This window comes from Bradyrhizobium sp. CIR48 (genome assembly GCF_014198315.1).
In the GTDB taxonomy this organism is placed as follows: Bacteria; Pseudomonadota; Alphaproteobacteria; order Rhizobiales; family Xanthobacteraceae; genus Bradyrhizobium.
In genome coordinates this window covers 576979-590216 of sequence record NZ_JACIHG010000002.1, presented here as the reverse complement: position 1 = coordinate 590216, position 13238 = coordinate 576979, and the positions used below count along the sequence as shown (strand labels likewise).

14 protein-coding genes are annotated in these 13238 nt (G+C 64.2%); 11 read left to right on the top strand and 3 right to left on the bottom strand.

Going from position 1 to position 13238, the window contains the following annotated elements; genetic code table 11:
- From arcA to GGD66_RS09150, 8 genes are all read left to right on the top strand, one after another.
- Window positions 1–1263 (top strand): arginine deiminase, encoded by a 1263-nt coding sequence (arcA, locus tag GGD66_RS09185; protein ID WP_183257464.1) that lies wholly within the window; start codon window positions 1–3, stop codon window positions 1261–1263.
- 145 nt (window positions 1264–1408) lie between these two features.
- Window positions 1409–2230: an outer membrane beta-barrel protein gene (locus GGD66_RS09180; protein WP_183257463.1), complete on the top strand. Its 822-nt coding sequence runs from the start codon at window positions 1409–1411 to the stop codon at window positions 2228–2230.
- Between the two features lie 618 nt (window positions 2231–2848).
- A complete protein-coding gene (locus tag GGD66_RS09175) occupies window positions 2849–4057 on the top strand; it encodes an ATP-binding protein (RefSeq protein WP_092253162.1) in 1209 nt (402 codons plus the stop codon).
- A gap of 60 nt (window positions 4058–4117) precedes the next feature.
- Window positions 4118–4741, top strand: a complete 624-nt coding sequence (locus tag GGD66_RS09170; protein ID WP_183257462.1) for a response regulator transcription factor — start codon at window positions 4118–4120, stop codon at window positions 4739–4741.
- Window positions 4742–4909: 168 nt separating this feature from the next.
- Window positions 4910–5545 carry a response regulator transcription factor gene (locus tag GGD66_RS09165; protein ID WP_028143785.1) on the top strand — a complete coding sequence of 212 codons (636 nt, stop codon included), beginning with the start codon at window positions 4910–4912 and terminating at the stop codon, window positions 5543–5545.
- A gap of 129 nt (window positions 5546–5674) precedes the next feature.
- Window positions 5675–7021 (top strand): hypothetical protein, encoded by a 1347-nt coding sequence (locus tag GGD66_RS09160; RefSeq protein WP_183257461.1) that lies wholly within the window; start codon window positions 5675–5677, stop codon window positions 7019–7021.
- 12 nt (window positions 7022–7033) lie between these two features.
- Window positions 7034–7543, top strand: coding sequence for a DUF2249 domain-containing protein (locus tag GGD66_RS09155; RefSeq protein WP_183257460.1), 510 nt, complete (start codon window positions 7034–7036; stop codon window positions 7541–7543).
- Entirely contained in the window at window positions 7540–7863 is a 324-nt protein-coding gene (locus GGD66_RS09150; protein WP_092253157.1) for a metal-sulfur cluster assembly factor, read from the top strand. The genes GGD66_RS09155 and GGD66_RS09150 overlap by 4 nt, the downstream gene beginning before the upstream one ends.
- A gap of 17 nt (window positions 7864–7880) precedes the next feature.
- Here GGD66_RS09150 and GGD66_RS09145 read toward each other — a convergent pair whose 3' ends face one another.
- Together GGD66_RS09145 and GGD66_RS09140 are read right to left on the bottom strand one after the other, a co-directional pair.
- Entirely contained in the window at window positions 7881–8477 is a 597-nt protein-coding gene (locus GGD66_RS09145) for a UbiX family flavin prenyltransferase (protein ID WP_018318082.1), read from the bottom strand.
- Window positions 8474–10003, bottom strand: a complete 1530-nt coding sequence (locus GGD66_RS09140) for a UbiD family decarboxylase (RefSeq protein WP_183257459.1) — start codon at window positions 10001–10003, stop codon at window positions 8474–8476. The genes GGD66_RS09145 and GGD66_RS09140 overlap by 4 nt, the downstream gene beginning before the upstream one ends.
- Window positions 10004–10103: 100 nt before the next feature.
- Between GGD66_RS09140 and GGD66_RS09135 the strand changes: the two genes are divergently transcribed.
- From GGD66_RS09135 to GGD66_RS09125, 3 genes are read left to right on the top strand one after another with little or no spacing between them, the layout of a single operon-like run.
- Entirely contained in the window at window positions 10104–10649 is a 546-nt protein-coding gene (locus GGD66_RS09135) for an SCP2 domain-containing protein (protein WP_183257458.1), read from the top strand.
- Window positions 10649–11626, top strand: coding sequence for a peptidase U32 family protein (locus GGD66_RS09130; RefSeq protein ID WP_183257616.1), 978 nt, complete (start codon window positions 10649–10651; stop codon window positions 11624–11626). Before GGD66_RS09135 ends, GGD66_RS09130 begins: the two co-directional genes overlap by 1 nt.
- A 27-nt stretch (window positions 11627–11653) precedes the next feature.
- A complete protein-coding gene (locus GGD66_RS09125; RefSeq protein WP_183257457.1) occupies window positions 11654–12586 on the top strand; it encodes a U32 family peptidase in 933 nt (310 codons plus the stop codon).
- 23 nt (window positions 12587–12609) lie between these two features.
- Here GGD66_RS09125 and GGD66_RS09120 read toward each other — a convergent pair whose 3' ends face one another.
- Complete coding sequence (locus GGD66_RS09120) at window positions 12610–13236, bottom strand: FMN-dependent NADH-azoreductase (RefSeq protein ID WP_183257456.1); 627 nt, start codon at window positions 13234–13236, stop codon at window positions 12610–12612.
- Window positions 13237–13238: the final 2 nt, after the last annotated feature.

Genomic DNA, 13238 nt, shown 5'->3' with positions numbered 1-13238 from the left:
ATGACAAAGCAGACATCGGATGCAGGGATTCCCTTCGGTGTTCATTCGGAAGTCGGCCAGCTGCGCAAGGTGCTGGTCTGTTCGCCGGGGCGGGCTCATCAACGTCTGACGCCGACGAACTGCGACACCTTGCTGTTCGACGACGTCCTATGGGTCGACAACGCCAAGCGCGATCATTTCGATTTCGTGCAGAAGATGCGTGATCGAGGTATCGAAGTCGTCGAGATGCACAATCTCCTCGCCGACACGGTCGCCATTCCGGAGGCGAGGACGTGGATCCTCGACAACCAGGTGATCCCCAATCAGGTTGGCCTCGGCCTGATCGACGAGCTGCGCGGCTATCTGGAAAGCCTCAAGCCGCGCGAGCTGGCGGAGACGCTGATCGGCGGATTGTCGACCCAGGACTTTCCGGAAGCCCGCGGCGGCGAGACGCTCAGGCTCATCCGGGAAGCGGCCGGCATGACCGAGTATCTTCTGCCGCCCCTTCCCAACACCCTGTACACGCGCGATACGACCTGCTGGATCTACGGGGGCGTTACGCTGAATTCGCTGTTCTGGCCGGCGCGCCACGAAGAGCCTATCCTCGCCGCCGCGATCTATAAGTTCCATCCGGATTTCGCCGGCAAGGTCAATGTCTGGTGGGGTGATCCGACACAGGATCACGGCCTTGCGACGCTCGAGGGCGGCGACGTGATGCCGATCGGAAAAGGCAACGTGCTGATCGGATTGAGCGAGCGTACTTCGCGGCAGGCCATCAGCCAGCTCGCTGCCGCCCTGTTCAAGAAGAAGGCGGCCGAGCGCGTGATCGTGGCTGCCATGCCCAAGCTTCGAGCGGCGATGCATCTGGATACGGTCTTCACATTCGCCGATCGCGATTGCGTGCTGCTTTATCCGGACATCGTCAACAATATCGCGGCATTTTCCTACCGTCCGGCCGACAACTCCGCAGGCATCGAGCTGCGCAAGGACGAAAAGCCCTTCGTCGAGGTCGTCGCAGAGGCGCTTGGGCTGAAGAAGCTGCGCGTGGTGGAGACGGGTGGAAATGCCTATATGCGCGAGCGGACCCAGTGGGATAGCGGCGCCAATCTCGTCTGCGCATCCCCTGGCGTCGTGTTCGCCTATGACCGCAACACCTACACCAACACGCTGCTGCGCAAGGAAGGCATCGAGGTCGTCACCATCGTTGGTGCGGAACTCGGACGTGGTCGCGGCGGTGGTCATTGCATGACCTGTCCGATCACCAGGGACGCGGTCGACTTTTAGGCCCGCATCAGCTGTCACTGCGGCCTGTTACGAAACGATGATCGATCTGATCAACCCATGATTTAGTCCGAGAACATTAACACGCCACAATCGTGTCACAGCCTGACGCGAATCCCGATGCACGCGACAGCCATCGAGGGACGCCATGCGAAGATCCAGAATTCTTCTGCCGATCTTTGGTCTGCTCGGCGCAAGCACGGCAGGCGCAGCCGACCTTGATGTCACCGAGTTCAAGACGATCGCGACCCCTGTGCCGTACACCTCAGTACCATCCTGGAGCGTCGTCGGTTCCATCGCGCCCACCTTCACCGACAACGCCCTGTTTACCCGCGACAACCGCAAGTCGGACGTTTACTACGTGCCCGACGTGAGCGTCCGGCTGGACGGGAACCTCAGCAATGACCTGTCGTACCGCCTCTATGCACGCGCGCAATATGAAGCGTTTTCGCGGGAGAAGGACGGCAACTTTGCCGTCGCGCGGATGGGCGGGCGCCTGACCCAAAATTGGGACGGCTGGCGCTTCTCCGCCATTTACGAGCATCGCTACGATTTTGACGGAATCTACCGCGACCTCGCCTTCACCTCGAACGATGTGATGGGCTCGGTTGCGCGCGACTTCCGCTTCAACAACGCGACGTTTTCGCCATTGCTGCTCCTGACCTATCGATTTTCCGACCTGGCGGAGGCGCGCCGCTGGCGCTTTGACGCCGTGCTCGGTATCGAGGTCAAGCTCGATTCCAAATGGTCGATTGTGAGCACGCCGTTGTTCGAAGCTTACTGGTTCACCGATGGACTCAATAGCGGGCGGCGCGATCAGCTCTATTCGGCGGACGTCGGTCTGAAGTATAATTTTGCGAGCAATGTGTCGCTCACGACGACCGTGCTGTACGAGGCGCGAACGTCGAACGTGCCGCTCCGGCGATATCGGGACGTTCGCATCGGCCCTCGTCTGGACTTCGCATTCTGAGAGGTATCCGATCAATGCACGCAAGAGGCTTGTCGCTGTTGATCGGTATCGTTGTGGGCATAGCGGCGGCATCCGTTGCCGCCGCCGATCCGCGCGACTCCGTCGATCGAAGCCAGCGTCTTGATACCGATGCGCTTCGGGACGATGCTGCGACAAACCGTCTGACGCCGCCATCGCATCCTCTGCAGATTGCACCGCCTCCAACGGCCCCGAAAGCAAGGACGGAACGCAGGAGGAAGTCCGGCGCAAATGGTGGCGGCAGCCGCTAGCGTCATCGGTACGTTGGTAGGCATGGCCGCCTATCGGCGCGGGAGTTCGTTGTCTCGGAACTCCGCTGTCTCCGAACTCCGCTGCCTCGGAACTCCGCATTTTTAATCTCTGTTGCGCCAAATTCGAACGCGCAGAACCGCTTTCGTCGCGCAGCGCAGACGTCGCGTCGCGGATTCAAGATTTTAATCCCATGGAAATGCTACCTCTTGTTGTAGGACGATTCCGGGGTGTATAGTCGGATCGGCTCCAAGGCGCGTCCGCGAGCCGGCGAGGGGAGATGTCCCCGAACAGGCGAGCGGACACAAGCGATGCTGTTGTCAGCGTCGCGATGTCGCCGGAGAAGAGTGAGTGCGTATCGTGAAGGTACATGTCTCCCCCGCCAGCGAGTCGCATCGAACCGGCCTCGGAAACTGGCTGCGGACAGGTTCGGAACAATCGATCGAAGCGCTCTATTGGACGTTTTCGGCTGATCTCCTCTTCGTCGTGCGTCCGTCTCCTGAAGGGCGCTTCGTCTATGAGGCGATCAATCCGGAGTTTGGGTCCCGGCTCGGTCTCTCGCCGGAAGACGTCTACGACATGGATGTGTTCGATTGCATGAACGCGGACGACGCTAGAATCGTCTGCCAGGCGCTGGGGGCGTGCGTTGCGGAAGGAGCGGAAATCAGGATCCGGCAGCGTCTCGCGTTCGGCGGCTCGCCCCGGAACGTCGAAACGGTAGTAACTCCGGTCGTTCAATCTTCGTGTGGTGGTGCGGTTCGCTTGATCGGCAGCCACCGCGCCCTGCGCAGCCGCGCGTTCGAGAGCGGGGTCGGACAGGGCAACGGGCTCGACGTGAATCTCGGCCTGGTATCGATCCAGGAAGGCATCCAGCAGCGGATAGCCTCCGATCTCCATGATTCGACCTGCCAGCACCTGATTGCCGCGAGTCTCGGTCTCATGCGGATCCGGAGCAGCATCGGCGAACCGGACTTGGCCGAGCGGCTCTGCGACGAAATCGATGCATCGATCGATGAAGCCCTCCGGGAAATCCGCGCCTTTGCCTATCTGCTGCATCCCCGGAACCTCGCCGGTGAGGGCCTGAAGGCTGCGATCGAGCGGTACGCGGAGGGATTTGCGGCGCGCACGTCGTTGCGCGCGAGTGTCGACATCGTGCCGGATGTGGATCGGTTGCCTTACGAGACGAAACGAACGTTGCTGCGGGTCGTCCAGGAAGCGCTGACGAACGTCTTCCGTCATGCGAACGCGACCGAGGTGGCCATCGTCATCGATACCGCGGACGGCCGGTTTCACCTGACGCTCAGCGACAATGGAATTGGGCTCCCGCCGGGTTTCGGCAGGAGCGCGGTCTCTGTTGGTGTCGGAATTCCGGCGATGCAAGCACGGCTGCACGAGATCGGAGGTACGCTCGACATCCAATCCAGTCGCGCGCCCCGGCATGCCGGCACGGTGCTGTGCGCAGTATTTCCCTATGCTCCCCCGGCGAACAGGGCCAATCGCCGCGGGGCCACGACAAATGCAAGGGCCCGCGCAGGCGCACAATCAGCGAAAAAACACTAACCGCGGGGCGGCGGGCCGGGGTCACGGCCCATCGCCGATGCGGATTCGGAGTGCTCTGCCATGAAGCGAATTCTCATCGCGGATGATCATGAGGCGGTACGGTCGGGCTTGCGGGCGGTGCTCGAGCAACGGGTGGATTGGGAGGTGGTCGCCGAGGTGAATGACGGCGGCATGGCGGTAGCAGCCGCGATCGAAAGCCGGCCCCACGTCGCCATCGTCGACTTCTCGATGCCGCGCATGACCGGCGTCGAGGTGGCGCGGCGGATCAGAGAGTATCCGCTGCAGACCGAGGTGCTGATCTTCACGGTGCACAATTCGGGCCTGCTTGCCCAGCAGGCATTCGAGGCGGGGGCGCGTGCGTTCCTGGTGAAGTCCGACGCCAACAAGCTGCTTGTCGCAGCTGTCGAAGCCTTGATGCTGCACCGGCCATTCTGGCCCCGGAAGACCGAACTCGACCATGCGCCGCGGACCAACGGCGAGCGGCATCACGAACTCACGGCCCGCGAGCAACTGGTCGTCAAGCTGGTCGCGGAGGGATACAGCAACAAGGGCATCAGTGCGATCCTCGACCTCAGCGTCAAGACCACCGAGGCCCATCGGGCAGCCGCGATGCGCAAGCTGGAGGTGAACTCGACGGCGGGGCTGGTCCGGTACGCCGTTCGGACCGGGCTGGTCGAGGCTTGAAACGGCGATATTGGCGAGCAATACGGGCGTCGGTACCTTCGCCCGGAGATATCAGGGTTTTGTGGGATAACGATTCCAGCCACGCTCCCTATGATCGTTCGACTGTGCTGCCGGTTTGCTGCCGGTATCGGCCCGGAAGCGCAAGGGTCGGCCAACGGGAACGACACGGTGAAACGCATCTTGATTGCGGATGATCATGAAGTTGTGCGTTCCGGGCTGCGTGCAATCATCGAAGCGCATTCCAGCTGGATCGTGAGCGGCGTGGCGACCGATGGCGAGCAGGCGGTCGCGCTGGCGCTCGAGACCAGGCCGGACATCGTGATCGTCGATTATTCCATGCCGGTCATGAACGGGTTGGAGGTCAGTCGCCGCCTCAAGGCGCTCCACCTTGGCGCGCAGGTTCTGATCCTGACGATGCACGAGAGCGAAGAGCTTCTGACTGAAGCCATTCTGGCCGGGGTACGCGGGTTTCTGTTCAAGTCAGACGCACGCAAGCACCTCATTTCCGCCATCGAGGCCCTGCTGGACGGCAGGCCCTACTTCACCAGCATCCTGCTGGAGAGGCTGCTGCACGACTACCAGGGCAACAAGGAGAATCGGGCCGACATGCTGCTGACTTCGCGCGAGCAGAGCGTGGTCCAGCTGATCGCGGAGGGGCATACCAACAGGTCGATCAGCTCCATCCTGAAATTGAGTGTGAAGACCGTCGAGACCCATCGCGCCTCGGCCATGCGCAAGCTCAGGATGTCGTCCACCGCTGAGCTCGTCCGCTATGCGATCCGCAAGAAGTTGGTCTTGCCCTGAACAGATGCTGATGTCGGCAGTCGCGAAAGGCGCCGGAGTTTGCGCCTCGACAAAGTGGTCGTGACTGCAACCGCTTACCTTTTCGTGCGCCGACACGGGTTTCGTGTTGCACGCGATGGGAAGCAAGCCGTGATTGGAACCAGCCTCTGTAGATGGGCCATCAGTTACTTCGCGGTCGCAATCGTATGGCTGCTGCTTGCGGAAGTGCTTGTTGTCGCCGGGTTCGGTTTTCCGAACCACGACATCGGCGGCCCGGACACGCTCGTCATCGTGCACATGGTCAGCATCGGCTGGTTGAGCACGGTCTTGTGTGGCGCGCTGTTCCAGTTCGTGCCGGTGCTGGTCGCAATGCCGCTCTATGCCGAGCGCTGGACACTGCCGGCTCTGGCGCTGCTGACGCTTGGGCTGACCATCCTGCTCGCGGGCTTCCTGACGCTTGGCGGGCACTTCACCGGGCCGCCCGGGCTGCTTCCGGTCGGCGCGAGCCTGCTGATTGCCGGTTTTGCGTTGGTCGTTGCCAATCTCGGCATGACACTCTGGTCGGCCCGCCCGCTGCCGGGGCCTGCGCGGTTCGTCGCAGCCGGGCTTGCCTGCATTTGCGTCACGGCGGCATTCGGCGGCATGTTCTCTCTGGTGCTGTCCGGAACCGCCGTCGGCGCGCAATGGCCGGACCTGTTGGTGTCCGGCGTTCCGATCCACGCGATTGCCGGGCTTGGCGGATGGCTGACATTCACGGCCATGGGCGTCAGCTATCGCCTGCTGGCGATGTTCATGCTCGCGCCCGACGGCGATGCGCGGCTGGGCCGGCTGGCCTGGCTTGCCGGCGTTGCCGCGCTGGCCGTCGGAGCTGTCGGCGGCGTGCTCGCACTCTGGCGCGCGACCGGGGTGAATTTGGCGCTTCTGCTGGCAGGAGTTGCGGCGCTGCTGTCGCTAATCGCCTACGGCCGCGACATGCTCGGCCTGTACAGAGCCCGCAAGCGCCGCGCGCTCGAGCTCAATACACGCATGAGCCTCGTTGCGCTGGCGAGCCTGGTTGCGGTCGCAATCCTCGGCGCCGCGTTTGTTGCGACCGGTTCTCTCCCGTCGCATGTCGGGGCGCTCGCCTTTCTCGGCGCGTTCGGCTGGCTCACTGGCCTCGTGCTCGCCAATCTCTACAAGATCGTCCCGTTCCTGACCTGGCTCGAGACCTACGGTCCGGTGATGGGCAGAGTGCCGACGCCCCGCGTGCAAGATCTCGTTGACGAGCGCCGCGCGTTGAAATGGTTCGTGCTGTTCTTTGCCGGAAGCTGGGCGGCAACCCTGATGCTCCTGGTCGACGCGGCACTCGGCTTCCGCATCGCCGTCGCCGCCGTGACGCTCGCGACGCTCGGCCTGGGCGAGGAGTTCATCAGGGCAAGGCGGCTTGCGGACGTGGCGGAGCCGCTGCGTCTGCCGACCGGAGCAGTCGTGCCCCAACTGTTGGTCTCGCGAAATTGAAAGGAGACTGCAATGACCGAGTTCATCGACGTCGATGTCCGGCCGATCCTGCGTGCAGGCGGCGAGCCGTTCTCGATTATCATGGCCGCGCTCGCGCGGCTCGCGCCCGGGGAGGGGCTGCGGCTCTATGCCCCCTTCAAGCCGGTGCCCCTGTTCGACGTCATGGCGAGCAAGGGCTTTGCGCATCGGGAGGCCGAGCTCGAAGGCGGCGAATGGGAGATCCGGTTTCTGCCGGGCGACGGCTCGCCCGATGCGGCCGAACCGGCGCGCGCGGCGTTGAGCGATGGCGATTGGCCGGAGCCTGTGGTTCATCTCGACAACCGCGACCTCGATCCGCCGGAGCCGATGGTCCGGATTCTGGCTGCAGTGGAGCGGCTTGCACCCGGGCAGACGCTCGGCGCCTTGCTCAGTCGTGAGCCGGTCTTCCTGTTTCGGGAGCTGACCAAGCGCGGCCATCAGTGGCGCGGCGGCTTCACGCCGCAGAAGGATTCCTATCGACTGACCGTGAGGGTGCGCGCATGAATTTCAACGATGATGATCTCGTGGAGCAGATCAGGCAGGCGCTGAAGGTTGTAATCGACCCCGAGCTCGGCCACAACATCGTCGATCTCGGCTTCATCTATGATGTGTCGGTCGAGGACGGTGCCGCGCACATCACCATGACGGCGACGACACGCGGCTGCCCCGCCGCGTCCTTTCTCAAGGAGGGCGTCGCCAACAGCGCGTGCCTGGTTCCTGGCGTGGAATCGGTCGACGTCACCATGACGTTCGAGCCACCCTGGCAGCCCTGGATGATCGCGCCGGGAGTCAAGGCGTCGCTCGGATTTGCCGAGGTGAACTGATCCGCCGAGGCGGTCGGCTAGACGCCTTCGGCGCCCGGGCCGGACCAGATCCTTGCCGGTATTCGAAGCTTTGCAAGGTCGAGCAGGTTGATCGCCCGGGCGGCGATCTGGTCGATCACCTCGTCCAGCGATTGTGGTTTGAGATAGAAGGCCGGCATCGGCGGGGCGATGATCGCGCCGATCTCGGTCGCCTGCAGCATCGCTCTGAGATGGCCGAGATGCAGCGGGCTTTCGCGGACCAGCAACACCAGCCGGCGCCGTTCCTTGAGCTGCACGTCGGCCGCACGCGTCAGAAGGTTATCGAGCTGCCCCCAGGCGATGGCCGAGAGCGTACGGATCGAGCACGGCGCCACGATCATGCCCGCGACCGGATACGAGCCGCTGGCGATCGCGGCGCCGATATCGGAATGAAGATGATGGCGGAAGGCGAGGGCGCGCAGCCGCGCGAGCGCATCGCTTCCCACTTCCTCGCTCAGCGTACGCTCTGCCGCGGGCGAAACCACGAGGTGCACCGCGTAGTGTGGATCATCGGCCAGAAGCTCGACGATGCGCATGCCGATCGCAGCACCCGAGGCGCCGCTGATGCCGACGATGATGCCTTGCCGCCCGCTCATGTGAGAACCGGCGCGCGCGCCGGCATGCCCGATAGGCCGAGGCTCGACCACATCGCATCGACACGCGCGACCACGGCGGGATCCATGGCCAGCGGAACGCCCCATTCGCGATCCGTCTCCGGCGGAATCTTCGTGGTGGCGTCGATGCCGAGCTTGCCGCCGAGACCGGATTTCGGCGAGGCGAAGTCGAGATAGTCGATCGGCGTATCGGTAAGCGTCACGAGATCGCGCGAGGAATCGCTGCGCGTCGAGACGGCCCACATCACCGCGCGCCAGTCGCGGATGTCGATGTCGTCGTCGACCACGATCAGCAGCTTCGTGTAGCTGAACTGCGGCAGCATCGACCACAGGCCCAGCATCAGTCGCCGCGCCTGGCCGGGATAGCGTTTTTTGATCGCCGCAATCGCGACACGGTAGGAGCAGGCCTCCGGCGGCAGCCAGCAGTCGGTCACCTCGGGGAATTGCTGCCGGATCAGCGGCACGAACAACTGATTGAGAGCTTCGCCGATCCGCGACGGTTCGTCCGGCGGCCGGCCCGTGAAGGTCGATAGGTACACAGGCTGACGCCGGCTGGTGATCGCCGTCACGCGCATCACCGGGAATTTCTCGACGGAATTATAGTACCCGGTGTGATCGCCATACGGCCCCTCGGGCGCGGTTTCGGTCGCGGAGACGAAGCCCTCGATGACGATTTCGGCCTCGGCCGGGATCGCGAGCGGGACGGTGAGGCATGGTGCGAGGTCAGGCCGCTCGCCGCGCAGGATGCCGGAAAAGCGCAGCTCGGACAGCGTTTCGGGCAGCGGAAGCACGGCGGCAAGGATCGTGGCGGGGTCGGCGCCGATGACGATCGCGACCGGCATGTCGCGCCCGAGCGCCTTCCATTGCTGGTGATGCCTGGCGCCGCCGCGATGCGCCAGCCAGCGGATGATGGCGCGGTCGCGGCCGAGCACCTGCATGCGGTAGACGCCGACATTCTCCTCCTGGTCCGCCGTCGCGGATTCCGGCGGCACGGTGATCACGAGTGGCCAGGTGATCAGCGGCGCCGGCTCGCCGGGCCAGCAGATCTGGATCGGCAATCTTGCGAGATCGATGTCGGGTCCCATCGCGACGCAGTCCTGGACCAGGGCCGCCGCGCGCGTGCGCGGGCGCGTCGCCAGCGCGGCGCGCGCGAGCGGGAGCTTCTCGAGGACATCCCTGATGCCGTGCGGTGGTCGCGGTGCGCGGAGCTCGGCCATCAACTCGCCGAGCTCTCCAAGACGGTCGGGCGCGATGCCCATGCCCCATGCGATCCGGTCGACGGTTCCAAACAGATTGGTGAGGAGCGGCATCTCCGACACGCTGCCGTCGGCCTTGACGGGCTGCTCGAACAATAATGCCGGTCCGTGCGCGCCGAGCACACGCCGGTGGATCTCCGTGATCTCGTGGACGACGGAGATCTTCTCGCGAATGCGTCGCAACTGCCCCCGGCTTTCGATGAAGCGCAGGAAGTCGGACAAGTCGCGAAAGCGCGGCACATCACGTTGCAACTGGACTAGCTCCCAAAAAATCACAGCTAGCCGTGTTGTTTTCGGTCTTCATTGTTCCGGCTCAAATACAGCGGCGTGCAATACGTCCAGATGTGTGGCCATGAATGATCCGTCCTCCGCATCGCCCGGCCCGTTGCCGACGATTCCGCCGCTTGTCGCATTGGCCATGCGTCCGCTGCCTCTGCTGCCGTTGCAACTCGCTCTCGGCGGTGTCCTGCAGCGGATCCATCGGCGCAACCCCGCAATATTCGACCGGCTCGGCGATCACGCGCGCGCGCGGTTCGGTATCAAGCCGATCGATCTGCCCTTCGCCTTCGTGGTCGAGGCCAGGCCGCCGCGCCTGTCGGTGGTGCGTGACTTGCCGCGCGGTCTGGATGCGCGGATCTCGGCTTCGCTCGCCAACCTGCTGGCTCTGCTCGAAGGCAGGGTCGATGGCGATGCCCTGATGTTCTCGCGTGAGCTCGTGGTCGAGGGCGATGTGGAGGCGGTGCTGGCGCTGCGCAATGCGATCGACGACGCCCAGCTCGATCTGGCCGAAGAGCTGTCCTCGCTGTTCGGTCCGCTGGGCGCGCCGGCGAGGCGGGCCTTCGAGGCTACCCGTGGCCGCGTGATCGCCTCATCCGGCCATGGCGAGCAATCGAGATGATGGAGCTGATCTGTCCTGCCGGCACCCCGGCGGCGCTGAAGAGTGCCATCGATGCCGGCGCCGATGCGATCTATTGCGGCTTCAACGACGAGACCAACGCGCGCAATTTTCCGGGGCTGAATTTCAGCCGCGACGAGCTGCGCAAGGGGATCGCGCTGGCGCATGGCCGCGGCGCGAAGATCCTGGTGGCCATTAACACCTTCCCGCGCGCCTCCGCGGTCGACATCTGGCATCGCGCGGTGGACGATGCGGCGAGTGCGGGGGCCGATGCGCTGATCCTCGCCGATATCGGATTGATGGACTACGCCGCGCGGCGCCATCCTAACCAGCGCTTGCACGTCTCGGTTCAGGCCGCGGCCGCAAATCCCGATGCTATCGCCTTCTACGCCGAGAATTTCGGGGCGCGGCGCGTAGTGCTGCCCCGCGTCCTGAGTGTGCCGGAGATCGCCGAGATCACCCGGGAATCGGCCTGCGAGACCGAAGTCTTCGTGTTCGGCGGCCTCTGCGTGATGGCCGAGGGGCGCTGTTCGCTGTCGTCCTATGCAACCGGCAAGTCACCGAACATGCAGGGCGTCTGCTCGCCGCCGAGCCATGTGACCTACGAACAGACCGCGGAGGGGACGAAGTCCAGTTTGGGTGGCTTCACCATCAACCGGTTCGGGTCGAGTGAGCCTGCGGGCTATCCGACGCTGTGCAAGGGGCGCTTCTCGACCGCGCAGGGCGCCGGCTATATTTTCGAGGACCCCGTCAGCCTGGATGCCACGACGCTGCTCAAAGGCTTGCGCGATGCCGGCGTGACCGCGCTCAAGATCGAGGGCCGCCAGCGCGGCCGTGCCTATGTCGAGAGCGTGGTGCGACATTTCCGCCGTGCGCTCGCCGCGCTCGAGAGCGGCAGTGAGGCAGAGATCGCAAGCCTGAAGCCGTTCACCGAAGGGCAGGCCTCCACGGTCGGCGCCTATCGCAAGACCTGGCGCTAATCTTTTCGAATAGGTGAGGTCCGGAAGATGCAACTCAGCCTCGGTCCCGTTCTGTACAATTGGGCGCCGGAACGCTGGCGCGACTTCTATTTCCGGATCGCCGACGAAGCGCCGCTCGACGTCGTATCCGTCGGCGAGGTCGTCTGCTCGAAGCGCTCGCCGTTCTTCGCAGACTTGATTCCGGGCGTGGTCGAACGGCTGCAGAGCGCGGGCAAGCAGGTGTTGCTGGGTTCGCTGATCCTGGTTTCGCTGCGGCGTGAGCGCCGCCAGACCGAGGAGCTTGCGGCGGCCGAAGGCGTGATGGTCGAGGTCAATGACCTGACCTGTCTCAGGGCGCTCGCAGGCCGGCCGCACGCGATCGGGCCGTTCGTCAACATCTACAACGAGGCGAGCGCGGCCTTTCACGCCGCGCGCGGGGCGAGGCGCATCTGCCTGCCGCCGGAGCTGCCGCTGGCCTCGGTGGCGACCATCGCAAGGGCTGTTCCCGATGCCACGATCGAAGTGTTCGCGTTCGGCAGGGTGCCGCTGGCCATCTCGGCCCGTTGCTATCATGCGCGCCTGCACAAGCTCGCCAAGGACAATTGCCGCTTCGTCTGTGAGAAGGACCCGGATGGTCTCCTTCTGAACACGCTGGAGCAGCAGGATTTTCTGACCATCAACGGGGTGCAGACCCTGTCGCACACCTGCGCCAATCTGCTGGGCGAGGCCGGCATCTTGCGTGAGAGCAACGTCGGCTCACTTCGCCTGTCGCCGCAGGATTGCGACATGGTCGTCGTCGCCAGGACCTTTCGCGACGTGCTGAACGGCCGTGACGATGTCGAGGGCGGCAACCGCCGGCTTGCGGCGGCCTATCCTGGTGTGCCGTTCTCGAATGGGTTTCTGTGGGCAGAGCCAGGGCACGTCTATCGTCAGGCCCGATCAGGCGACGCGCAAGGCTCAGCGCAAATCGGGCCTCTCTGAACGGGGTCGGCGTTGGCGGGCGCTCAGAAATTCGCGGCCATTGCGGCCAGACGTCGATGGGCCCTTTCCCGCGCAGCCTCAATCGGCTGCTGCGGTCCCGTGGTTGGCCCGATCGGCACGAAACGGACATTGTCGATACCGATGAAGCGCAGGATGTCTCGCAGGTAAGGCGTTGCCATGTCGATGCGGCCGCGGTTCATGCCGGTGGCAAAGTCGCTGCCGCTGGCGAGAATCACCAGCGTCGGCCGGTCCTTGAGCAGTGGCAGATAGCCCTGTGACGGGTCGAACCGGAACGTCAGCCCGGGCTGAACGATGATGTCGAACCACTGCTTGAGCTTGTAGGGAATGCTGAAGTTCCACATCGGCGTCGAGATCAGCACCCGATCGGCCAACGAAAACCGCAGCGCCATGCGCTCGGCCTCGGCAAAGCTGTCGCGTTGCGTGTCGTTGAAGGCTTGCCCGTTCATCCGTGCATATTTGGCCTCGGCGATGGGGCCTGAGAATTCCGGCATCCGCTCCCGCCAGAGGTCCACGACATCGAGGTCCCAGTCCGGCCGGACCTGGCGAAAGCCGTCAAGAAAGACGCGCGCGCCGGCACTTGACTCGGAGTCAGGACGTGGCGAGCAGGAGAGGTGCAAAATCTTTGCCACCG